This window comes from Desulfobacterales bacterium, assembly GCA_028704555.1.
Taxonomy (GTDB): Bacteria; Desulfobacterota; Desulfobacteria; order Desulfobacterales; family JAQWFD01; genus JAQWFD01.
On record JAQWFD010000029.1, the window covers coordinates 24,227 to 48,556 of the forward strand.

The following is a 24,330-nucleotide window of genomic DNA, read 5'->3' on the forward strand; positions in this document are numbered from 1 at the left end:
GGTTCAGCAAATTTGTTATAAACGCTGAAATCTCGTGGCTTTCGTGGTTTGACATTATTCAACCTCGATATCCAGTTCAATTTCTTCAGAAGGCCGTGCAGCCGCCAATGCGGTTAGCTGTTCAGTCAACAGGGTCTTATATTCCTTAACCGTCATGATTTTGCACGGTACGATCATCTTAATCTTGCGTGGCCGCTTTGGCGTTGCCTGTTTATCCAGTGGGTCTGCAATAGTTTCAAGCTGTGGTGGTGCTTCGGCGAGAAAGCTGCTCTGTATTATTAACAACTCATTATCCTTTGCTGGGGCCAGGGCAGTATAATTCAGGATATCCGAAAGCGAGTAACCACAACTTTTGCAGGTAATGGAAAATTCCAGATTCGGTTCTCCAAGGATTCTGCTTGAACAATATCGTTTCAACACTTCCAGATTTTTCAGATTTTGAGCGTTAAATTCGGCCGGATAATTCTGCTTCAGATTGCGTACAGCACCATCCACCTTTCCCTGGAGCAATTGATATTCGTACGTCATTCCGGATGCGGCAGTTTTAATCAATCTAAAATAAGTATCTTTGACCACCTGCGCCTGCTGCAGAAGCTGAGCAAAGTTTTTCACCATATCCTGTTTGTAAAGCCTCAGAAATTCGTCATAAGCATCCTGAATGCTATCATCAGAACGATCCGACTTTTTCAACTCAGCGACCACATCTTCAATAAAACATTTAAATTCTTTCGCTTTAGGTAAGTTTTTCTTGATAAATTTCTGGGTCTTAATAATGGTCTGTATGGTCGATCTGAATGTATCGCCGGTAGCCAGAAGGTGTTCCACCTTTTCAATGTAATTGTTCTCTGTCACCTTGCCGGCATATTCCTGCAAGGTGGCTTTTTGCGCGACCACGTTGGGGAAAAGGGATTCGAAATGATCGACAGTATTATTAAGTGCCTTCAGTGCTTCAATGAAGTGCGTTGCCTTGACACTGATTTCATCTGCGAGATCAAAATCATTGATATTCCAGTCAACTTTTCGGCCGGTATGGTTTTCGATGTCAAGATCCATCAACAACTGAACGGCCCGATTCTTTTGGTCTGCAGTCAGGGTTGCTGTAATGGACTTAAAAGATGCTGATTTAAACTTTGTTGCATTGATAAAGGCCTCATGAACGGCTTTCTGATCATGGGAAAACCACGTCTCCCCATTGTATTTAACAGCGAGTCGTCCAGCCCGGAACAACGCTGCCAGAGTAGAAACAATGGTTCCGAAGGCATAGCCCCATGGCGGGCCGGACACGTCTGACTCCAGGGATCGTCCATCCACATAGCGGGACTTTATCCTGGCGTTGATTTCCTCAACCACCTTCAGGTGGTCCCCGGTAAAATTCCCGTGAGTATCAAAAAAACAAAAGTCATCCCCGGAAAAAAGTCTGCTGAGATTCTCTTTTCGGTTACTGAAAATTTTAGGTGCCAATCCTTCCGAAAGTTGGGCCGCAAGTCTTTTGGTGTAGATGTTTTTAATGAGCTTACGCTGAATCTCGTTGATGGTTCCTTTATAGGTATCGGAATTGAGCAGGTATTCGTCAAACATATAAATCAGCGTGGAAGTCCTGTAGGCATTCTCAATTTTAATCCGCAGATCCTTTTCCTTTTCTTCACGAATGGTCGAAAAATCCCGTATAATCTGCCGTTTGGAAGGATCGGATTCGTTGGAATATTTCTCTTCCATGTAGGCGTAACGGCGTATTTCTCCAATCAGCTTGTCAATCTGAGAAAATTCTCTGTTGTCCGGGATCAGGGTAATCAGGTCTTTATCAGATTGTGTCTCCAGCTTGATCTGCTCAACAAAGTCCTGCCTGTTTTCACTGATATTAAAAAGGCTGTAGACTATCAGTTTCAATTGTTTACTTCCAGGACTGCACAGCTCGTCATCCTGGTCAGACAGCACACTGAATTTAAAAGTATCCGAACCATTATTGAAAGTGGCAACCGGTGTAAGGAGCTTATATGTCTTGACGTAGTTGATCAGTAAACGCTTTTTACTGAACAACTCCACATCAAATTCTTTCATTTCCTCCAGAAGTTTACCCTCAAGGTCTGATGTGATTTTGTAATTATTTTTAGAAAGCAGAAGCACTTTAGCTTCGACCAGCAAATGAAGGACTTTTTCGATATTCGGCTTGATATCGTAGTATTTTTTTATATCTGTAATGTAGCTTTTTGTAATATTTTCAGCTGTTGGTGATACAACTGCAGAGTCGGCCAGCAGATGAATTGTTTTCAGCAGTTTTTCGCCATCAACTTCTGATTTATTCTCATTAAGGATTTTACGGGCCGTATCATATTTATTAACGAGACCAACAGGCGGTGCGGTCTGGGCTTCGGTACAGATGGCATGACCCGGAGTAAAGGCAAACAAATCCTGATCCCGCATCTGCTTTCTGAGAACGTCAAAAATCGTGATAATCATACCGCGGGCAGCAATTTGTGTTGCTACCAGCGCATTTGAGCTGAAGAGAAACTTCTGCAAGATATCGAACTGATACTTATGAAAAGGGTAATAGATCGCAAATTCCTCAGCGGATGTGGTTTTTGTCGGGTAAGAAGATTTCAGATTCGTTGCATCAGAAACAAGGCCTTCGTTCTTTTTATAATAGTCCAGCAACTGTTTGAAATAAGTATCTTTTTTCTGAAGTAAACGACTCCGGATAATGATATCGACTTCAGTGGATTCGAGATGTATTTTTGTTTTAAAGCGGTCGGTGACTTTGGTGAGCTGGCTGCGATTCACGTTCGCGTTATTAATCACATCATCCAGTTTTTCCTGCGCAATAGCAATCGTCCAGACCTTACTGTTTATGCTGGATAACGCTTCGCTGATACCCTCCAGATCCAGAAGCGTAAATTTCTTCTGACTGATCGCCTCACTTGCTTCATCGAAAATAAAGACCAGTGTCTCATCCGACTTGAACTTTAAGTATTTTTCCAGTTCCGTTTTGAACTTGCTGGCAGAAAAATCATTGATCGCTGAACTGTATACCTTGTAGGTGTCGTTATAGTCTGCCTCGCTGTAACCCATCGAAGCAAAGACATCTCGCATAATTTTGGCAACCAGTCTGTTGCTTGCTTTCAGCTCGTCCCACTCCTTACCTTCCAGCTCTCTAACAACATTTTTAAAATTATCATATTTCCCATCGATATAGAGGTCAAATTCCATGTATCCATAGATATCCTCCCTGAATCCGAGATGTTTTAGCAAATTGAAAAACAGAGTGAACGCCAGTCCACGATCTGTATTTTGTTTGGCCACATCCAGAAAAACAACCCGGCTGTTTATGGATTCCAAATTACGGATGGCATTTTCAATAAGGCTTTCATCTGAAACACCTTTAAGCCGAGGGATAAAGCGTTCTCGTGCCGGAGTCCCGTTAATTACGGGGTTGGATATGGTGTAACCGAGCATTTTACCAAAATAGGATTTACCGGAACCATAAAACCCGGAAAGCCAGACCCCGGTTTCTTTAATATTTGAAGTGAACTGGTTGGTAAAATTGTAGAGATGACGGCCAATACCTTCAGTTACAATATATGACTCAATTTCCTGCTGAATTTCCAATTCTGATTGATCTTCAAGGTCAATGACATTCTTAATGTCTTCCTGAAGATCCAGAGTTAAAATTTCATTAATCTTAGACATGTGCAGCCCCTTATTTTACCAGAGTACAACGGTACTTCGATGCGGGTTTAAAGTTCAAAAAATAAAGATTATCATCTTCAAGTCTGGATGGATAGAAAATCACTAAAGGATGTGACAGTTTCATCACAGATCGGTGATCCATAATATTTACATTTTCTATTCCAGTACCGTAGAGGCAGCCTGTCCTTACCAGAAATGGAATTTTGTTATTCTTGCAGGCTGATTCAATTTCTTTGAGAATCAGGTCAAACAAATCGACTGCCGGATCATCTGATCGAAAAATCAAATGGGGAGTGTTTTGGAAATCGTGATAATAATCCTTGAACAAATCCCATCCATCCTTATCGATAAACTTTACAAACAGCTTACTGATGTCTATGAAGGCTGCTTTTTCCTGATAAAGCGTCTTTGCCTTTTCAATATAAAGGTGCTCTTCATTCGGCGGATACGAAAAAAGAATGCTGTTTCCTCCGTTGGCCTGTTTTCTCAGCTGGTCCTGATTTTCTATATGAAATTGAAGATCTTCAAATTTCTGTTTATGGTCTGTGATATAAGACATCGCAAATCCCTTTATAGCTGTGGGTTAATTCGATGTTCAAAGCGACCCCGTTGAAATTCATATCAAAAAAGCCTTTCAACGAAAGTTTTTTGAGTCGCTCCTGGATATCTTCAGGTACAACAAACGAAAGCGGCAGCATCTCATTTATTAAAATGTTACTGCTTTGAGGATCGTGCAGCCTGGCAAAATAGATAAATAATACCAATGATTCTGCCGACGTTTTAATGTGCCTGAAAGACTTTTTTCGCACGCCTTCAAGAAAATTCAGTTTGGTCATCAGGTTAAGGTATTTGGTTGATAGGGTATTTATTGTACTTTCAGACCAATTAAGATTCAGCTGCTTGTTCTGATTTAAAAATTCTTTTAGATACGCAGTGACATCGTCTTTTGATATGCTGGCTCTTCCGGAAGAATATACCTTGATGAAAATCCGGGAAGAAATTTCTCGAAACAGTCGATTGTTCAGAGCAAATTGCCAAAACAGGATCAGCTCTCTTTCCGGCAGAGAAACATTACTTTGAAAAAGGCTCCGGATCAGCTCCCTGTGCCCCTGGTTTTTGAATTGAAAAAATGCCCGTTTTACCGCTCTTTCAACCCGTTTTCTGCTTCGTTCAGTTCTCAGATTAAATTCGTTCCTGCCTGACACCAAATCTCTGATAGAGTCATCTTTACTGAAATACGAATCAATTGCCTTATAAATGACACTACAATCCCTCAGCCCACCAATCACATTTATCGTGGTATCGTAACTACCAGGTTCAATTGTGTTATGTGATTCTAACATCTTATTCGACATCCTTACCCGATTTATCAGCCGCCCCACCAGAGCGAACCCATTGATCCACTTCGTCCTGTTTGAACATCCAGCGACGACCGACACGATGGCCGGGCATACCGCGATGCCCGATCCATTTATAGATTGTTTCATTGCTTACATTCAGATATTTACAGATGTCATCGACCGTCAGCCATCTGTCTTCCATCGCTCAAAGTCCTTCTTCATCATGAGGTTATTGTATGATGCTCCAGCTAACGCACTGAAGAACTTGCTTTATCTGCACATAATTCCGCAACATACAGCCACACTGTATACTTATTCGATTGGCCTAAATCAATGTAATTTTTGACGATTAGTGCCGATTTGGATGAATATTCACCGAATCATATCGAAATGGAGGTAAAAATTTTTTGCGCCTTCGCGCCTTGCGTAAGAATTATTGTACTACCGGCTTGGCTGGATCAGAGAGAGCTTTTTTGACTGTTTAAAATTCTTCAAGATTGATTTTCCAAAATCCGATTTCTCACGTCCGCAAACGGATATCGTTCCAGGATTCCAAAGTGAGGCAGTTTTCTGATCTTAAGTTTTGTGAATATAGGAGAGGATATGCCGCATAAAAAGCGGGTAAAATGTGAGTCGGAAAAATGATCCCCGGCAGCTGCGGAAAATTCTTTTTTCATTGGATCGATGTTAATTTCGGAAAGCGGCTTGAGCGTTTCAGAGCGTTCCAAGACAGCAGGCCCCTGCTTGCAGACGGAGCAATGCCCGCACATGGCTTTTTCAAGATGCTCACCAAAATATTCAGCCAGGCGCTTACTGATACAGGCATCACTTTGAAAAAAATCGACCATTTGGTGAGTTCGTCGAATTTCAAAGGCCTCCTTATCGACAAACAAGCCATAAATTTTTTCAGTCACCCGGTCGATATCGAACTGGCGATTTTTTATATTGTAGACATCGATGGTTTGTCTCGACTCCAGCTCGATCCATTCTTTCTGGTCGAAATATTCCAGAGCCGCAATGATACGTTGGCGCTGGGCATGACAGGTTTCCATGATTTTTGCGACATCCACATGGGTCCAGACTTTTTTCGTATGACAATTCTCAAAAATCGCGGTCACAAACGCTTTTCTCTCCCCCTGAAACATATTGATAATCTGTTGCGGATCGATCCGGTATTTGAGTGTATATTCATCAAACCGGGTAAATTTCGGCTGAATCAGCCCTTCCATATCCAGATAGACAAGCAATGTTTTCAACGGCAGCAATTTAATGTCCAGTTCGTTGGAAAGCGCTGTTGCCTTTACTTCCCACAGCGGGGTTGGCTGCCTGCGGATGATGTCCAGCAGGTTGTAAATCGCCTGTTTTTCCGGAGTATCGCCGTAGGTAAAGTTTTCAAGCACATTCAAATTATCCAGATTACCGAGCACCTCGCATAACGCGGGCTTGCCGTCGCGTCCGGCCCGACCGATTTCCTGGCTGTAATTTTCAATGGATTTGGGCAGATCATAATGAATAATGCGACGGATATCTTTTTTATCAATTCCCATGCCAAAGGCTATGGTTGCAACAATGCATTGCACTTCCCCGTTCATGAACCGGTTCTGTACATCTTCGCGTTTTTCGGAATCCATCCCGGCATGGTAGGCAAGCGCGTTCAGTCTCTGTTTTTGAAGAAAAGCGGCAACCTTTTCTGCGGTTTTCTGAAGGGTTACATAGACAATGGTCGAGGCATATAGAGATTCATTCAGGCGGTTGAGAAGCCAGGCGGTTTTTCGAATTTCAGCTGTCGGCGTAATCTGCAGAAACAGATTGCTCCGGTAAAAGCCGGTGGCAACCACATTGTCCGGAGGCAAATTAAATTTTTGGCACATATCCCCGACCACCTGTTCGGTAGCCGTAGCGGTGAGCAGCAGTACCTGCCCGATGTTAAATTCCTCGCGGTACATGGGAAGCTTCAGGTATTCAGGACGAAAGTTATGACCCCATTCGGAAATGCAGTGTGCTTCGTCGATCACCAGCAACGAGAGGTTCATTTTCCGAAGATGGAATCGAAACCGTTCGTTCTTGAACCGCTCCACCGAAATCATGAGGATTTTCAATTTTCCGTTTTTGGCATTTTCAATAACGTTGTTGTATTCCTCACGGGACAAAGTGGAATCCAGACGTGCGGCCGGGATCTTGTTTGCCGTCAGAAAATCAAGCTGGTCTTTCATCAGGGAAAGCAACGGAGATACCACAAGGGTCAGGTGGGGCAACAACATGGCCGGCAGCTGATAGCACATGGATTTTCCCGCCCCGGTCGGAAAAATCGCCGCTGCCGACTGGTGGTCCATAATTTTTGCAATAACCTCTTTCTGCCCTTTTTTAAATGAATCAAATCCGAAAATCGCCTGTAAGTGATGTTCCAGCATTTGCATCCCCTCAATTCTTCGTTTTGTTTTCTTATGTCAAAAAATGTTCTCATCCGAAGAATTAAGGAATACTCCATTTGACTTATCTGTGTCAATGATGCGAAATCCGTGGATATATTTTTCCTTGCGGCTTTGTGCCGTATTATCTATCCTGTTTCCCCGTTCTCCGAAATGGATCTTGACCGCCGTCAGATCCTTTTTGCGAATTTTCCCTTTAAACTCCTCCATATCCATCAGTTTCCTGATCTTGCTGATTTTATTGTCCCGGATTTTACGACTTCTAAAATTCACCATATAAACATTTGATGTCATCGTTCGCTCCCCCATTTCATAAATATCATTGCTTTGGTTCCAACTCGAATAATTATAAAATTTATGGTATAAGTTGGCATAAAACATAATATAAACCCTATTTAAATTCCATTGTTTGGGTAAAGTTTTTTAAATGATTTTTGGATGAAAGACGTGATAATACAACCCGGAAAAAATATTCTGATCGGAAGCGGTGCCATTGGCACCTGTCTGAGACAAAATACAAACGTCTCAACCGATCCGGTAGAAATGCTGAACCTGACAAGCCCGGAATCTGTCCGGGCCCTTCATCTGCAATACAAAGCCGCCGGATCTCAGATTCTGCTAACCAATACGTTTGCAGCCAACCCCCTTGTCCTCGGAGAGATCGGGATGGCGTCAAAATGCCATGAAATAAACGAAGCCGGCGTGCGGCTGGCACGCGAGGCAGGGGGAAACCAGTGCCTGATATGGGCATCCGCAGGCCCGCTTGCCCTGGGACTCAGGCGTGATGACTATGATGCCGCCGCCCTGAAAACCCTGTTTGTGAAGCAATGTGAGGCCCTCACCCAGGCCGATGCCATAGTCTTTGAAACATTTACCGATGCGAAAGAAGCCACCGCTGCTGTTTCAGCTGCCGCACAGATCAATATGCCGTTTATCTTTCAGGTGGGTAATGTGGGCGGAGGTCCAAACCGATGGCAACGGATCCGGTTGTTGATATCCATCGCCCTGGATGCCGGCGCAATGGCGGTCGGTACCAACTGTCTGCATCCGAATGAAATTCTCGATGTGGTTGACTTTCTTACGGCGTCTGTTTCCGTTCCGGTAACGGTATCCCCCAATGCCGGGCATCCGGTTATCCGGCGCGGCCTTGTGAGTTACACCTGCTCTCCGGATGATTTTGCCTCCATCGGAGAAAAGCTTTCCTCCCTCGGTGCATCGGTGATCGGCGGATGCTGCGGAACCACACCGGAACACATCCGGAAACTGGCATTGGCTGTCAAAGGAAAACCCGTTGGCAGAAGACAATTGGTGGAAATTTCAAAAATCATCCAACCGGCAATATCTCCTGAGAAACATGAACCTGCCCGAAACCGGATCAGAGATCTTATCCAATCAGACGCATTTGTTACCAGCGTTGAAATCCGCGCAGACCGGAAACAGAGTCTGGAACAGATCATTTCAGGCGCGGCTCAAATCGCCGATGCCGGTGTCAGCCTGTTCGATGTTCCCGATAATCCCGGGGCAACTGTCGGCCGGGATGCCATGGTGGTGACATCCCGCCTTCAGGACAAACTCAATGTGCCATCCATCTGTCACAAATCCGTCACGCAGTCCAACCTCCTTCAGCTTCATTCGTGCCTGATCGGTTGCTGGGATCTGGGCTTACAGGGCATTCTGGCGGTTACCGGTGATTCCCCGTCAATGGGTCACCTTGGAACCATGGCCCGTATGGTTACGGACCTGAAAAGTTCGGTTGAACTTCTCCGGCTCATCAAAACATTGAGACAGGGCCGGATGATCAATGAGGAAGAAATCGCTGATCCTCCGGATTTATGCGCCGGCTGCGCTTTTGGCCGACCGGAGCAATCGCATCTGAAATGGCTCGGGAAAAAAATCGATGCGGGTGCGGAATTTGTATTTTCCCAGCCGGTATTTACCGCAGATGACGTAAAACGGCTTCTGGATTCAGTTTCCGCTTACCCGATACGGATGTTTCCGGGAATCATGCCGCTGGTCAGCCGGAAAAATGCCGAATTTTTTGCTTCCGGAAGAATCCCGGGAATAAAAGTCCCCTCAACGATTGCAGATCAATTCGACCGGTTTGAGAAGGCTGAAGATCAGCGGCGCCTCGGGCTGGATATGGCAGCGGAACTGGCACAGGTTATTGCAGCAGAAGCCCGTGGTATTTATATTATCATGCCCTTTGGCAAAAACGGTTACAGCGAGACGGCCCGGCTGGTTCGATCCATTCAGCCATGACTGAGCCGCGCTTCGGAGACAAACATGATATCTGAAAGTCACGGCCGCCGCCCCGGCATCCGGGAATTAATTCTGTGTTTCGCTTTATGTCTGAGTCCGTTTGCCGGACTCTGCCAGCAGGTTTCATCCCATTCCGATACCCCGGATCAATGGCAACAGCTGTCCATCAACACCAGCGACATTATCCGGGATACGGTCGGAACGCCCCCGGCATTTCCCAAATATACAAGCCAGTTGATGAACCTGGCCAACCAGAACGCCCAGGCTACGCGACCAAAGGTGATCGGCCAGATGTCGGAGCTGATTCAGCAGTTTGAGGGAAATTCTTACGAACAGTGGGCACAGTGGTATACCGATTCCCATCCGGATGCGATTGACACCGCAACCCGGAAAATCTGCGGCATGATCAACAAGCTTCGTGCGTCCATGGACCAAATTGATGAGAATCTGGTCCGCCAGTGGGTCAATGACCTGGTGCTGGCAAAGACATATGCGGGACTTCGTTTTCAGAAAAGCGTTTTATGTAAAATCGCTGAATCAAAAAATGAGCCTTACCGCTTGTCGAATCCATCTGAAGAAGCCAAAGGCATTGACGGGTATATCGGCAACCTGCCGGTTTCGGTAAAACCCGTATCCTACCGGCAGAAAAACATGTTGAATGAATCTATTAATGTACATATCATCTATTACGAGAAGAAAAAAACCGGACTGACAGTCTATTATGACTTTTAAGAGGAGAATGAATATGCCGTATCTGAAAATCGAAACCAACTCAGCGCTTTCGCCGGGAGAAAAACTGTATTTTTTGAAAAAGGCATCTTTGTTTCTATCGAAGATGTTGAACAAACCCGAAAAGGTGATCCTGGTTTCCCTTTATGACTCTGTTCCGATGATATTTGCCGGAAATACCGACCCGGGCGCGTACCTGATCCTCAAGAGCATCGGATTGACAAAAGACAAATGCCCGGAGTTATCCAGCGCCCTGTGCGAACTTCTACAGTCCGAACTGGGGATCTTACCGGAAAGAGTTTATATCGATTTTAACGATATTAACGGGAAAATGTTCGGCTGGAACAAGACGACATTTTAGCAGACAATGATACGACTCGGGCTGTGCTGCATATTCCGGAATGAACCGATTAAATTCCGAAGAACCACCGCCAGGTATCTGCTCGGCAGACCCCGCCGGGAACAGCTGAATATACTCTCAGGGATCTGCCGGGAAAATGCCGGCGCCCTCTACAGTGCGCTGGAATTCTGTAAAAAAACAGGTATTGGCGCCTTTCGGCTCAACAGCCAGATATTACCGCTGAAGACCCATCCGGAAGTGGGATATGACGTGACGGACCTGCCCGATTACCAGACCCTGATCGATATGTTTATCAAGTGCGGCGAATTTTGCCGTAAAAACGATATCCGGACCAGCTTTCACCCGGACCAGTTTATCCTGCTTTCTTCACCGTCAGAAGGGATCACGCACCGGTCCGTGGCAGAGCTGATTTATCAGAACGAAGTCGCCCAATGGGTAAATGCCGATGTCATCAATATCCATGGCGGCGGAGGTTATGGGGATAAACCCGGGGTATTGAACCGGCTCCGTGAACGGATAGGTCATTTGCCGCAATCCCTTCGCGACCGGCTGACCCTTGAAAATGATGACAGGGTCTATACACCAGAGGAGTTGATTCCGGTCTGCAGGGATACCGGAATCGGATTTGTCTATGATGTGCATCACCACCGATGTCTTCCGGATGGAAACAGCATTGAAGATACCACCCGGATGGCGCTGGAAACCTGGCATCGTGAACCGTTGTTTCATATCTCGAGCCCGATTGCCGGATGGGGCACCCCGAGTATCCGAAAGCATCATGACTATATAAATATAACGGATTTCCCGGCTTCATGGAAGCGTCTTGACATTACCGTAGAAGTGGAAGCCAAGGCCAAAGAGCTTGCGGTACTGAAGCTCAGACAGGACCTTTCACGCTGAAACGATTCATCCATTGACGGCGTCTCAACGGCCGGGACTGTCGCCATAAGGGCATGCGGATGGCAGGAGCAGAAGATTGTAACGATTGCAGATCAATTGCCGCTGAATCTTACCGATCCGTTTTTTTCCTTTTTTCCTGTCTGCTGAACAAACAATCAAACCGTAATCCGGAGCCATATCCGACAGGATTCTGACAGGGTCGCCACGTTGAATCCCGAATTCAACCTTCAACCCTCTGCGGGTCCATTTATTCATCACATTATGAAAAAATGGGGGCATCACGCCGGAAGAGTCCCCGAAAGCCGATACCATCATCACCATAATGTCACTTCCCATATCAACCGCGATATTTTCGATAAATTCGACATTGCAGAGGTGGGATGTATCAGGCTGCACATAAACCAGAACCGGCTGACCTTTATTAAATTCATTCCCGACAAGCAGCACAGGGCACCCTGCCCCCTGCGCTACGCTGATCGGAATATGTTCAATATCATACCAGTGGCAACCTGCCACATGATGAACTCCAAGAATTATCAGATCATAGCTTCCTTCCGATGATTCCCCGACAATTTCTTCATGCGGCAGCCCTTCGCGAATCTTCAGATGCGAACCGGTTTCAAAGGGCAATGTTACGCTCCCTTCCTCAAATACATTCGCCCCGGTTTGAATCAATGCCCTCCGGAGAGGCCCCGGTTCCTTTTCGGTTCCGTAACTTTCCCCGTTTTTTTTAAAAATCTCCCCGGCTTCATGAAGATACCGCACTTCCGGCAGATCGAAATCCAGGTCTGCAAATATCGTTGCGGCTTTTGCTCTCAGATTATAGCCCCGCGAATATTTCCTGTATCTTCGAACATAAAGAAAAACAACCTCACCGCTTCTGACACCTGAGAGTCTGGCCGCCGTCATCACCGCTTTCAGGGCCAATTCATGACCGTCAATACAGATGAGTGCTTTCATGCCTGACTTTCCGGTTCATATGTTTACAAAAAAGGCCCTGTGTAAGCTATGAGCCGAGATAGCTTTGCATACAGGGCCTTTACATTACTTTTTATCGTTTTCCGGATTAATTACTTCCAATTCACATTACATTCAGGGCCGACGGTCTCAAGCAATTGATTCAAAATGCGATACAAGTTGACTACACCGACCACCTTTCCATTACGAACGACAAGCGGTTCACGCACATGTGCCCTGAACATTGAATAAATGGCCCAGTTGATGGTGTCTTCTTCTTTCAGAATCGGCTGAACCCGACCCATGCAATCTTTAATCGGAGTACCGACTTCCTGATTGACCAATTCCATAAAGGACTTATCCAGCCACTTGTAGCGTTCCTGAATTTCAGCCACTTCGTCAGATACGGCCTCCATGCGGGAAGACAAAATCGCCTGATACGCTCTCATGGCCGGTTTTTTTGCAGATTCCGGAACCAGTCCCCTGATCAGATCATACATCGACAATTTACCGATTATCTCTTTTTTCTTATCCGTCACAAATATCGTTTTATGAAACGTACCTGTTTTACAGGTCTTGTTGTTTTCATAATTGTGTTTCAATGTTACTAAAGCTTCACACAGATGAGCATTAACATCGATCGTATTGTACTCTTCTATCGGATTCATAAGATCCTTAACACGCTTTTCTTTTTCCATGTTTTCCCTCCTTCAATTAAAATTGATGCCCTTGGAACTTGAAGGCAAGTCGAATGTCATAGAGCGAAATTGCCGCTTGTAACGATCAGGAGAAAACGAGCTGAATAGATAGAGCTGTTGAGTGTTAAAACCTGTAGCGATATGTTCAATTAACGATGCGGGTAACGTTTTTTTTGTTAACGATATTGAAAGGAATATTGGTGACTGTTTTTTTCTTTTTCAAAGGACCTTTATTAAAAATATGACTTTGATTCATTTATTTGTCAAGCGATTTTTTTGATATATTTAGTGAAAAAGCTGGGGGGATCGATTCTGTTGAAGTGATGTTAACTTCCTATAATAATGATTACTTTGACCACTCATTCGGTTCAAAATAATTTCTCTATCGTGACCATCCGGAAATGTCTATTCCCCCAGATTTTTTTATCACGATGGCAGGGTTTTCCGGGCTTGATCATAACTTCGGCCATAGCTCCGAAGTGTTGCCGCGATTATGATCAAGCCCGGTTTTTCCCACCCTGCCCGGAGAACGAAGCGGGATTCTTTTGCAGATCAGCCGTTCAAGGTGTTTGAAACCGGGCTGTAGAAAAATTAGCCTTTTGTTATAGAAATCCGATATCCGTCACCTTCCGGGGCTACCCCATTGATTTGGCATCCCTGACTTTCAGCGGCCCGCATCACGTTTTCCATGGATGTATCGGTATCGACCAAAACAATAATCTCCGGGTTCTTCCCGTTTTTGATTTCATTCAATGTCAAAATAACCGGCTGTGGGCAGGAAAGCCCTCTGGCATCGACGGTTGTTGCCATATCATATCTCCCTTAAGCGTTTTGTTTTCTCATGGTAAAACCTATAAACAGACATACTATAATTCCTATCACAACTGCGGCGATGCCATGAGGCCCCACACCTTTCGCTGAGCTTGCCAAACCGAAATTATGAGCAAACCCGGCGCCTACGATCATCCCCATCACAAAAACGGCCGCATCCCCATCCCCTTCACCGGAGAGGAAAAGCTGCCGGCCGGGGCACCCGCCGGCCAGAGCAAACGCCAAACCGGCCAGAGCCATGCCGGCAAAATTCCAGATGTGCATGGTATGCGCCACGGGTTGACCCTCAAAACCCGGTTTGAACTGACCCAGAAAAAAGTTGGTCAAAAAAGCGAAAACGATCAGGCTGATAAACCCGTTCAGCAGATGTGTCTGGCCGAACAGGACCGTATCGCGAATCGCACCCATGGTGCAGAACCGGCTGCGTTGGGCCAGAAAACCGATTACCAGCCCCACGATCAGTGCCATCGATAGAGATACATGCATGGCACCGGGCCCCTTCAGACTGTAAAACAGCACACCGCTTTTGCCCTGGCCCTCAATTTGCGGGAAAATAAACATCAGTATTAAGAATCCGAGCATAATCAGCGGCAGCATCCACCCAACGGTTGTGTAGGTTTTCTGGGTGCGCCCCAGATTGTATCCCTTTTTGAGAAAAAGGGTGCCGATCCAAATACCGAAGGTCAGGCCCAACAGCCCCGGGATGGCATTGCCGTCTCCACCGGCAAGCCGCAGAGCGGCCCGCCATGGACAGCCCAGAAAAACCAGGGCACCAATCATCGCAAAGGCCCCCAGCACAAACCGGACAATGGGAGCCGACCCGACTCTGGGTCTAAACTCCTTGAAAATATAGGCGGCGATCATCGAACCGAGCACAAAACCGATGATTTCAGGACGAATGTACTGAACCACCGAAGCCTGGTGAAAACCGAGCGCACCGGCAATGTCCCGCTCAAAGCAGGCGACACAGATTCCCATATTACCCGGGTTTCCCATTTTCTGCAACACAGACGCCAATATTCCGATACAGGCGCCCACCCCGATAATGCCCCATCGAGTTGAAAATACGTTTTTCAAATTCATACCCATTGACTCCTTTTGCTGACCGGTTAGCTATGGATGGTAAATAAACAGACGAATCATATTTGTCTGCATTTGTTATATAATTATTTACTATATTACAAATTGTTTATTTCTATAATTTTTTCATCTTTTATTCAGTTCTTCTATACTCCGCAGGCATGCTGCGAATTTAAAATACCTCTGAAAACATATCAGGGCCTCGACGACAGGAATCCAACAGAATCAGCTGCCGACCGATGAGAGGTGAAACGGTATCGGAATTTTCCATGGATTTTTTAACCCGGCTCAGGTATAAAAAATAAGGGCAACATATTCGCCGGCCTTCATGTAACCATTTTTTTGCCTTAGGATAAGAGGAAACCATGCTGGAAACAAAATACCTGAAAGAAGATGTTAGAAACATTCAAAAACTTCTGGCAATTCCGATATTCAAACATTTTGAAATTGAAAATCTTGGTGGGCTTGTCAAACGGAGTAAAATTCGTGAATACGCAGACAATGAGCAAATCATCAAAGAAGGAGACAATGATCCCTGGTTTTATTTCCTGCTTTCAGGGAAAGTGGCCATCATGAAAAAAGGGGAAATGATCAGCACGCTTCAGCGATCCGGCGACGTATTCGGCGAAATGAGCCTGATCGACAACTCAAAACGGTCCGCTTCGGCGTATGCGATAGGCAAAACCATTTGTCTGGCAACCGATACCGTCCGGATTAAAGAAATCTCAGGCGATGACTGGATCATATTCGGCTATATTCTGTACCGGATATTTGCCATAACCATTACCGAACGATTGCGATCCACGACCGATCAACTGATCAAAGCAAAAGAGCAACTGGAGGAGATTAAACATAAGAACAATCCATCCTGCAGCCCTTGACCCGAAAATCAACTTTTCCAGCCCCCCGGCTTATAGTCTCTGACCGCTGATCGATAAAATACCGGCTTCGCGATTGTGTCGCAGCGGTCAACGCCATCAGGATCTGTTCCGCCAGTGAAAGAAAATGAGGTTTGACAAATGCAGACCGGGGTTCAATTCGACTCGATAAACGGCTTGATATCCAGAATCGGTGTTCCGTCAATCATATCGATTCCTTTTACCACAATTCGGTTTCGGTCTTTTTCCACCACTTTCAGAACGGAAAAGCCAATCGGATTGGGCCGCCGGGGTGAACACGTGCTGAACACCCCCCGCTCCTCTCCATGATGGGGGGGAGTCTGTGTCAGATATCGATTTTCAAATGCCGGGCTCTGGTGAAAATAAAATATCACCACAATTTTATTTCCGGGCCGGATATCGCGCAATCCATCAACATATGTCTCATCGATCTCCAGAAATCCGACCGATTCCGAAACAGACCAGTGTCTGGGGACTTTCTTCTCCCGGGTATGGGCATACCCGATGGGTTTCATTTCTATAGTCATAATGGATACGAGTAAGGTACAGGGTTTATGGTTAAATTAGGGGTTAAGGAAACAGGGTTCAAGGTCTGGCGGCAATTCTCTCCAACCGGGCCACGGACTCGATATGATACGTATGCGGAAACATATCCACCGGCTGGATTTCAAGAACACGATAATTATCTTTAATCATGCAGATATCACGGGCCATGGTCGCGGGATTGCAGGATACATAGACGATCCGATCCGGAGCCATCGCAAGGACCTGTTTAACGACATCCTTGTGCATCCCCACTCGTGGCGGATCAATGATCATCACATCGGGTGTGACATTGACCATCGGCAGACTGTCTTTAATATCGCCAAGGATAAAACGGCAATTGGAAATTCCGTTCATGCGGCAATTGACTTCGGCATCGTCAATCGCGCTCTGAATAATTTCCATTCCGATGACCTCTTTTGCATTGTCTGAAAGGCAGATGGCAATGGTACCGGTGCCACAGTAAAGGTCCAGAACGGTTTCCCCGCCGGTCAGAGCGGCATAGGACCTGACTGTTTCATACAAACGCGCGGCACCGCGGGTATTGGTCTGGAAAAAAGAGCTGGCGGAAATTTCAAATTCAAACGATCCGATTTTATCTTTCAGGGAGGATGTCCCGGCCAGAGCTATCTCATACTCTCCGATTGCCACACCGGATTGTCGAGCAGTGATATTATTCACCACGGAAACCACCTCAGGATATTTTTCCATCAACTGATCGGCCAGGGGCTGAACAATTTTCCGGTCTTCTGTTTTGGTGATAATGTTGACCATCCACTGATCATAGGCAACCGAATGTCTGAGCATTAAAAAACGCCAGAACCCCTCGTGACTTCGAAGGCCGTATACCGAAGCCCCTGAGGATTTGATGTACTGCCGGACCTGATCCAGGAGTTGATTTCCCAAAGCCGGATGAAGCAGGCATTCACGGTTATCAAGGACCTTATCAAAGGTCCCCGGCACATGGAGCCCTATGGCAAACCCGGTATCGACATCGTCTTTTCCCATCTCTTCGGGCAGCAGCCATCTCCGATCGGAGCAGGAAAATTCCATTTTATTCCGATAACCAAACTGGCTGACAGAAGCGATGGCCGGATGAACCATTACATCTTTAATCAAAGCAATATGTTCGATGGAGTCCAGAACATGCTGCCGCTTATATTCAAGCTGTTTTTCATAACGCAAAAACTGCCACTTGCATCCACCGCAGAACCCGCTGTAGCGGCACGGAGGATCGATTCGAAAATCGGACGGTTCCAGTACCGAGTCAATTCGGGCCTCCGCATACTGTTTTTTCTTTTTTACGATTCGAGCAACGACCCGATCCCCGGGAATGGCCTGATCAACAAAAACCGCCAGGCCATCGACCCTGGCCAGGCCCTTCCCCCCGAATGCGATATCCGTTATGTCAAGTTCAATATGCTGTCCATTTTTAACTGCCATAAATCAAAAACCTGTCCTTATTATTTTTGTGACACTTATTGACGATATTTACCCGAGTGAAACGGAAGCAATTGATGGTATTGAATCCAACGGATAACTGATAAGAAATGTGGCCCCGAGCCCATCGGTATTTTTTTCCAGAACCAGATCGCCACCATGTTTACGGATTAAACGGCGGCTGATGCCAAGGCCAAATCCAGTTTCTTCTGCCCCGGGCCCGGCAGTAAAATTATTTTCAAAAACAAACCGTTCAACCTCTTTTGCTACCCCTGACCCGTTATCCCTGACACGAAGTTCAAGGCGATGTTCAGTGACTGCTGCCGTGATTTCAATCAGGCCAGCGCCCCGTTTTGTTCTGTCAATGCTTTGTATGGAATTTCGAATTAAATTGCTGAGGGCCTGCTTCAGTTCAGTTTCATCGGCAATGATCACGGGAAAATTCTCGTCAGCGGTTACATCTGTAGTGATATGCCGTTTTTCCAGCGAATCATGAAACAATTCGATGACATCATGAGCCAGAGATACAATATGAATTTCGGCAACAGCTCTCCGGGGGAAAACGAATTTTCGAGGTGAATTGATAATTGTTATAATGTGATCCATCTGCTTGAAAATAAATTCAAGATTTTCTTTCCGATTTTCAGTAAAGGCGTTTGAGTCTTCAATGAAATTTTCAAGCAGTGTAAAATCTTCTTCCCCATATGATCGGCCGACAGAATCCAACTGTTTTAAATAGGTAATCAACGTACCTTTATCATATTCATTTTTCCAATCCTCGACAAGTTCGCCGATGGTGTCGATAATTTGCTGCCAATCTTCCCATTGGGACAGGTCATTTTCAACTCTGAATAACATACTGTCAACAAGATTCAATACCTCATGGGCCACCTGCCCGGAAGTCTCGCCGACAGCGGCAAGGCGTTCTGTTTTCAGCAGATTTTCCTGTACCTCTTTGAGCGTTTTCAATGTCTGCTGAATCTTTTCGTTTTTCTGCTTCAGTTCAAGCGCCTGTTTTTCCTGGTTTTCGTTTACATTTTTAAGTTCCAGGGACATTACCTTCTGCGCTTCGTAAAGCGCTCCAAGCTTCTTTTCCCTGTTTTTGATCTCTTCGCCCATGAAATTAAACGCATGAACCAGTTTCATGGTTTCATTATCAGTGTTGAGCCGGATTTTTTCTTCGGGATATCTGCCTTCGGAAATCCCGGAAGCAATATCAACGAGCTGGTGAATGGGATGGATTATTTTTCGGATAATGGCGGATAACCCCAGCAATCCGATTAAAAGCATCATCAGGCTGATTTTGACACTTCGATTTCTCATCGCCTGAATGATCGACATCTTCTCGGCTGTACTTTCAGAAGCAATAATGGTCAGGGGTAATTCAGCGGCAACGCAATAGCCCATAAAAACCTCATTGCCCCAGGCATCCGTTTCAATTAACGATCCGGATTCGTTACGCTTCAAGATCGTCTTCACCGCTTCGTACCTGCCGGATGTAAAAAGGGATCGATCCGATACGGAACCCAGTTGTTCAGTCAAAAACGCAGGCGCATAAAGCAGGGTTCCTTCTTTATCGAAAACAACGATGTAGTGATCGGGATTCTGGTCTGTTCCTTCAAGCCGGACCCTGTCGAAAAAATCACATATTGACCGCCAGTTGATCTGGGCGCATAAAAAATACGACTCGTCCCTGACTTTCAGCGGAACCCGCATCCAGAATGCTGCGGAATCATGGTTTGCGGATAAAAATCTGATATTTGAAAGCTGGTCTGTTTTCGCTTCCGCAAACCACGGTTCACGGGATACCGTTGTCAAACGCCCGCCAGTGTCTTGAGGCGCCAGAACCGTCCCATCGATGCGGATTAACATGAACTGCCTGAAAGAGTCATCTCGTATCCAATCAGCAAACAGGGGATCAACAGCTGAAAAACGATTCTGTTTGATCGCTGTTTGAATACTTACGTTTTCAGATAACGTCCGAAGAATTCTCATTTTTTCGATGAGCTTTTCTTCCAGCTGATTTTTCAGATCGATGGTTCTCTGTTCAAGATCTGCGGACAGGTGCCGGGTCAAATGGGTGGCCAGCGTATAATGGATGACCAAGCCGATGGAGCCGATGGAGATGATAAAAAATATAAAACTAAAAATAACCAGCTTACCGGTAAGGTTTCTTAACGGATTTCTCATTTTCAAATATTCCATCGTACATTCTGCCGGCCACAGTATAACTCGTTTTGAACAATCTCAATGGCCTGTTCACCACTGGGATCAATAAATAAATTATAACCGATATCATCGCCATGTCTGTGATATAAAGGAAGCGTCTGGTGACTTCTTACATGTTTCCGGCGGGGCAGAAGATTTTTTATCTTTTTTACGAAAAAATCGTTTTGCTGTAATGTATTCCAGCAGGCTTCAAGAATCCCGATCTCATCATCCGCACGAAGGATCGAATCCTTCCACAGTATCCATTTCATCACAACCCCGCGTCACTATTCATTCATATCAGCATCTGCGTTTATCCGAAAAAAAATATTATAGTGTATCATTTCATTCCGATCAACAATTATCATAGGGCCTGGTTCTAACTTCAGACAAATTCATTTTTACAGCGTTGCATCCCGCTCTCGTCATTCCCGCCTTTTTACAACGCCATCCTTTTTTTATTTTGAAAAGTTTTTTTAATTTGGTTACGTTATAAAAAACATGAAAAAAAGGATCTGTTCTCATGATGAAACACATTACGGCATTAAAAATCCTGTCCCTGTGCCTGTTGATCACGAGCAGTTTTCCATATACGAACGGATTTGCCATTACCGCAACCCAAATCATCGAAAAATCCGAGCAGGCGATTCAAGGCGAATCGCAGATTGCCACCGCGGAAATCACGATAAAAACCCGACGCTGGACACGCACAATGAAGCTGGAATCCTATCGGGTCCGTAAGGATAAAAAAAGCTTCTCGGAAATTCTGTCTCCCAGAAAAGATGCCGGAAACCGATTTCTCATGATCGATCAAAACATGTGGCATTATGTACCCAGACTGCAGCAGACCATCAAAATATCGCCCTCCATGATGCTGCAGTCCTGGATGGGATCTGATTTCACCAATGATGATATCGTGAAGGAATCGAGCATCGTTGCCGATTACACCCACCACATGATCGGAAATGAAGCCGTGGACGGCCATGAATGCTACAAACTGGAGCTGATTCCCAGACCCGACGCCGCTGTCGTATGGGGCAAAATCATCTATTATGCCCGCACCAGCGACTTTCTGCCGGTCCGGGAAGAATTCTACAATGAGCACAATGAGCTGAAAAAGCATCTGACGCTCAGCAATTTTCAGAAAATGGGTGACCGTATCATACCGGTTCTGTACAAAATGCAGACCGTTTCGAAACCTGACCGTTACACGCTGATGGAACTTGAAAGCGTACGGTTTGATGTCCCGATTCCCGAAACGGTGTTTACCCTCCAGTACCTGAAAAAGAGATAAACCATTGAGAACCGAAAATATCACGCTCCGGATGGCATGGCGAAACGTATGGCGAAACAGACACCGGACCCTGCTCACGCTGTTAACCATCATGATTGGCTGCGCGATGATTATTTTTTTCAACTCCATGGCCAAAGGCGGACACGATCAGATGATCGAGGATGCGGTCGGGCTCAATACCGGTCATATCCAGATCCATGAAAAAGGCTTTTGGGATAATCAGACCATCGATTATGCATTCAAACCCTCTGAAACACTGATCACTTATCTTTCCGGGCTCCCGCAAATTGAAGGATTTTCACCGCGCATCCTTACCGGAGGCCTTCTTTCTTTCCGTGACACCACCCGCGGCGTCCTGATCCAGGGCATTGATCCTCGGCAGGAAAGCCGGGTCACCCATATTCATAACAAAATACTGCCGGGGGGACGGTTTCTTTCCGAAACCGATACCACCCATGCCATTATCGGTTCGACACTGGCAACGCATATCCATGCATCCGTCAATGATACCTTCGCCATCATTTCTCAGGGATTTGATGGCTCTATCGCGGCAGACCGGTTCACGGTGGTGGGTATATTCAACAGCGGAAATCCGGATTTTGACCGGGAACTGATCCTGATTCCCCTTTCACAGGCGGATATGACCTTCAGCATGATGGGGTATGTTCATTCGATGGTCATCCGTCTGACAGACATCAGCCTTTTAACCGATATCAAAACCGATATCGTCGAACATACGCTGGCAACCAGAGCCGGTGCCACGAAGCTCGAGGTCCTGGGATGGGATGCGATGATGCCGGAGCTGATCCAGTTCATCGTCATGGACGATGTGGGCGGTTATATATTTGATTTTATACTGTTTATGGTGGTAGCCTTCGGAATATTGAATACCGTTCAGATGTCCGTCTTTGAACGGACAAGGGAATTTGGCATCATGCTGTCCATCGGAACGCGGCCCCGCCTGATCACGCGAATGATATTGACGGAAACAGCGCTGATTTCATTGTTCGGAATCGCGCTGGGCCTTGCGCTGGGCTACGGGGTTTCATTGTATTTTCAAATTCATCCGATTGATTATTCACAGTTTTCTGAAGAGATCTCGTTGTGGGGGATATCCACAACCCTGTATCCGGCAGACACAACCCTGAAAAATATAACAGTAACGGCACTGACAACCTTTGCCCTGGCCATGGTGTTCTCAATTTTCCCTGCCAGACGGGCGGCAAAACTCAACCCCGTAGAGGCTATACGGAAGTTGTAGGAGAAAAGTTGAGAATTGAGGGGTTAACAAATCACTAATCATTGATAGCGAAACTGCCCATGAAGATTTTTATTATGATCGGATGGCGGAATCTCTGGAGAAACAAGCGCCGATCGCTGGTGGTCATCTCTTCCATCGGGCTGGGGATATTTGCCATGATTCTGTCAGTGGGCATCATGAACGGCATGAATAACCAGATGGTTGAAAACACCATCCGAACTTCTCTGGGCCATATTTCCATCCAGCACAGGGGATTCCAAGAGGATATGTCTCTGGAAAACAGTTTTACACCGCCAGACAACTTATACACAAAACTTGGCACGGTTCCCGGCCTCATAGCCTTCAGTCCGAGGATCAAACTGGAAGGCATGATTCAATCCAGCGAGGCATCCCGCGGGGTGCTGATCACGGGCATCGATCCTGAGCGTGAAACATCCCTGTCTGACATATCATCATACATGCTGCCCGTGAACGGCAGCCGCTACCTGTCTGATCCGGATGCGCACGATATGCTCATCTCCCGGACCATGTCCGAAAAACTCGATATCGGCACCGGCGACAAGGGGGTGCTGATGTTCCAGGATTTGAGTAAAGAGATTGTGGCCGTGGCATTTAAAGTCAGGGGGCTTTATCAGAGTCCGGTGGAAAGCTTTGACCGCTATGTGGTGTATACCGGCATCGAGGCAATGGGAAAACTCACGGGCCTGAACCGGAGAATCTCCGAGCTGTCTGTCCGGGTCGATCACCGGGATGTCGTGGATTCGGTCAAGCAGCAGATTCAAACCATGATTTCAGATCCATCCATTGCCGTCCTCTCATGGAAGGATATGGCGCCCAATCTGCTCAGCGCCATCAAACTGTTTGACACGAGCATGTATATATTTTTCGCTATTGTATTTGTAACGGTTATTTTTTCGGTAGCCAATACGCTGATCATGGCCATCATGGAACGGTTTCATGAAATCGGTGTCATGAAATCCATCGGCACCCGCCCGTCATGGGTGTTTGCGATGGTTCTTTTCGAAGCGGTCAATCTGGGCATCGTGGGCCTTGCGGCAGGCACGCTGGTCGGATCATCAGTGATTGCCGTACTATCGGTTACCGGCATCGATTTTTCATTTTACGCCGAATCCATGAGAGTCTGGGGAACCGAAACCATTATTTATCCGTCATTAAAGCCAATGGATATCCTCGCTTCCATTATGATCGTTCTGGCAACGACCCTGATCGCCGCGGTATACCCGGCAGCAAAAGCCGCCCGTATCAAGCCGCTGGACGCTCTACATTATATTTAACCCAAGTTCGCCAAAATTGATGGCGTAGAGGATGAAATTTGGCCAAATTGAGCCATATGAGTCATCTAACTATCTGATATTTTTAGATCAGAATTTTTTGAAAGTCAATGTAGTGACCCACA

At 46.0% G+C, this 24,330-nt stretch carries 22 protein-coding genes; 8 read left to right on the plus strand and 14 right to left on the minus strand.

The features are described from left to right. Window positions 1-54: 54 nt before the first annotated feature. The 6 genes from brxC to PHQ97_11355 all read right to left on the minus strand — a co-directional run bounded on the left by brxC (window position 55) and on the right by PHQ97_11355 (window position 7,747). Window positions 55-3,684, minus strand: coding sequence for a BREX system P-loop protein BrxC (brxC, locus tag PHQ97_11330; protein ID MDD4393323.1), 3,630 nt, complete (start codon window positions 3,682-3,684; stop codon window positions 55-57). A 10-nt stretch (window positions 3,685-3,694) separates the two neighbouring features. Continuing rightward, the gene (locus tag PHQ97_11335; protein ID MDD4393324.1) at window positions 3,695-4,243 is read right to left on the minus strand and encodes a hypothetical protein; all 549 of its coding nucleotides are present in this window, start codon (window positions 4,241-4,243) and stop codon (window positions 3,695-3,697) included. Beyond that, a complete protein-coding gene (locus PHQ97_11340; protein ID MDD4393325.1) occupies window positions 4,221-5,027 on the minus strand; it encodes a DUF1819 family protein in 807 nt (268 codons plus the stop codon). Before PHQ97_11340 ends, PHQ97_11335 begins: the two co-directional genes overlap by 23 nt. Window position 5,028: 1 nt before the next feature. Beyond that, window positions 5,029-5,226: a helix-turn-helix domain-containing protein gene (locus tag PHQ97_11345; protein MDD4393326.1), complete on the minus strand. Its 198-nt coding sequence runs from the start codon at window positions 5,224-5,226 to the stop codon at window positions 5,029-5,031. Between the two features lie 289 nt (window positions 5,227-5,515). After that, the gene (locus tag PHQ97_11350) at window positions 5,516-7,435 is read right to left on the minus strand and encodes a RecQ family ATP-dependent DNA helicase (GenBank protein ID MDD4393327.1); all 1,920 of its coding nucleotides are present in this window, start codon (window positions 7,433-7,435) and stop codon (window positions 5,516-5,518) included. A 36-nt stretch (window positions 7,436-7,471) separates the two neighbouring features. After that, on the minus strand, window positions 7,472-7,747 hold the full coding sequence (locus PHQ97_11355) for a hypothetical protein (protein MDD4393328.1): 276 nt from the start codon (window positions 7,745-7,747) through the stop codon (window positions 7,472-7,474). Between the two features lie 144 nt (window positions 7,748-7,891). Between PHQ97_11355 and PHQ97_11360 the strand changes: the two genes are divergently transcribed. The 4 genes from PHQ97_11360 to uvsE are packed head-to-tail and all read left to right on the plus strand — an operon-like array spanning window position 7,892 to window position 11,702. Beyond that, the gene (locus PHQ97_11360) at window positions 7,892-9,712 is read left to right on the plus strand and encodes a homocysteine S-methyltransferase family protein (GenBank protein MDD4393329.1); all 1,821 of its coding nucleotides are present in this window, start codon (window positions 7,892-7,894) and stop codon (window positions 9,710-9,712) included. A gap of 24 nt (window positions 9,713-9,736) precedes the next feature. Then, on the plus strand, window positions 9,737-10,444 hold the full coding sequence (locus PHQ97_11365) for an MjaI family restriction endonuclease (GenBank protein MDD4393330.1): 708 nt from the start codon (window positions 9,737-9,739) through the stop codon (window positions 10,442-10,444). Between the two features lie 13 nt (window positions 10,445-10,457). Further along, window positions 10,458-10,802, plus strand: a complete 345-nt coding sequence (locus tag PHQ97_11370) for a phenylpyruvate tautomerase MIF-related protein (GenBank protein MDD4393331.1) — start codon at window positions 10,458-10,460, stop codon at window positions 10,800-10,802. 6 nt (window positions 10,803-10,808) lie between these two features. Further along, window positions 10,809-11,702 (plus strand): UV DNA damage repair endonuclease UvsE, encoded by an 894-nt coding sequence (uvsE, locus tag PHQ97_11375; protein ID MDD4393332.1) that lies wholly within the window; start codon window positions 10,809-10,811, stop codon window positions 11,700-11,702. 24 nt (window positions 11,703-11,726) lie between these two features. Here the strand turns inward: uvsE and PHQ97_11380 are convergent, their stop codons facing one another. The 4 genes from PHQ97_11380 to yedE all read right to left on the minus strand — a co-directional run bounded on the left by PHQ97_11380 (window position 11,727) and on the right by yedE (window position 15,271). Then, the gene (locus PHQ97_11380; protein ID MDD4393333.1) at window positions 11,727-12,662 is read right to left on the minus strand and encodes a universal stress protein; all 936 of its coding nucleotides are present in this window, start codon (window positions 12,660-12,662) and stop codon (window positions 11,727-11,729) included. Window positions 12,663-12,772: 110 nt separating this feature from the next. Continuing rightward, window positions 12,773-13,357 carry a CBS domain-containing protein gene (locus PHQ97_11385; protein MDD4393334.1) on the minus strand — a complete coding sequence of 195 codons (585 nt, stop codon included), beginning with the start codon at window positions 13,355-13,357 and terminating at the stop codon, window positions 12,773-12,775. A gap of 591 nt (window positions 13,358-13,948) precedes the next feature. Next, the gene (locus PHQ97_11390; GenBank protein MDD4393335.1) at window positions 13,949-14,167 is read right to left on the minus strand and encodes a sulfurtransferase TusA family protein; all 219 of its coding nucleotides are present in this window, start codon (window positions 14,165-14,167) and stop codon (window positions 13,949-13,951) included. A 12-nt stretch (window positions 14,168-14,179) separates the two neighbouring features. Beyond that, a complete protein-coding gene (gene yedE, locus PHQ97_11395; GenBank protein MDD4393336.1) occupies window positions 14,180-15,271 on the minus strand; it encodes a YedE family putative selenium transporter in 1,092 nt (363 codons plus the stop codon). A 362-nt stretch (window positions 15,272-15,633) separates the two neighbouring features. Here yedE and PHQ97_11400 point away from each other — a divergent pair, with 362 nt between their 5' ends. Next, on the plus strand, window positions 15,634-16,149 hold the full coding sequence (locus tag PHQ97_11400; GenBank protein ID MDD4393337.1) for a cyclic nucleotide-binding domain-containing protein: 516 nt from the start codon (window positions 15,634-15,636) through the stop codon (window positions 16,147-16,149). A 152-nt stretch (window positions 16,150-16,301) separates the two neighbouring features. On the opposite strand, the gene tsaA is transcribed toward PHQ97_11400, so the two are convergent. From tsaA to PHQ97_11420, 4 genes are all read right to left on the minus strand, one after another. After that, window positions 16,302-16,682, minus strand: a complete 381-nt coding sequence (tsaA, locus tag PHQ97_11405; GenBank protein MDD4393338.1) for a tRNA (N6-threonylcarbamoyladenosine(37)-N6)-methyltransferase TrmO — start codon at window positions 16,680-16,682, stop codon at window positions 16,302-16,304. 70 nt (window positions 16,683-16,752) lie between these two features. After that, window positions 16,753-18,153, minus strand: a complete 1,401-nt coding sequence (gene rlmD / locus PHQ97_11410) for a 23S rRNA (uracil(1939)-C(5))-methyltransferase RlmD (GenBank protein MDD4393339.1) — start codon at window positions 18,151-18,153, stop codon at window positions 16,753-16,755. Between the two features lie 48 nt (window positions 18,154-18,201). Then, complete coding sequence (locus PHQ97_11415) at window positions 18,202-20,340, minus strand: ATP-binding protein (protein MDD4393340.1); 2,139 nt, start codon at window positions 20,338-20,340, stop codon at window positions 18,202-18,204. A gap of 2 nt (window positions 20,341-20,342) precedes the next feature. After that, complete coding sequence (locus PHQ97_11420; GenBank protein ID MDD4393341.1) at window positions 20,343-20,630, minus strand: hypothetical protein; 288 nt, start codon at window positions 20,628-20,630, stop codon at window positions 20,343-20,345. 251 nt (window positions 20,631-20,881) lie between these two features. Between PHQ97_11420 and PHQ97_11425 the strand changes: the two genes are divergently transcribed. From PHQ97_11425 to PHQ97_11435, 3 genes are read left to right on the plus strand one after another with little or no spacing between them, the layout of a single operon-like run. Beyond that, window positions 20,882-21,652 carry an outer membrane lipoprotein-sorting protein gene (locus tag PHQ97_11425; GenBank protein MDD4393342.1) on the plus strand — a complete coding sequence of 257 codons (771 nt, stop codon included), beginning with the start codon at window positions 20,882-20,884 and terminating at the stop codon, window positions 21,650-21,652. A gap of 4 nt (window positions 21,653-21,656) precedes the next feature. Then, a complete protein-coding gene (locus PHQ97_11430; protein ID MDD4393343.1) occupies window positions 21,657-22,913 on the plus strand; it encodes an ABC transporter permease in 1,257 nt (418 codons plus the stop codon). A gap of 59 nt (window positions 22,914-22,972) precedes the next feature. After that, complete coding sequence (locus tag PHQ97_11435; GenBank protein MDD4393344.1) at window positions 22,973-24,208, plus strand: ABC transporter permease; 1,236 nt, start codon at window positions 22,973-22,975, stop codon at window positions 24,206-24,208. Window positions 24,209-24,330: the final 122 nt, after the last annotated feature.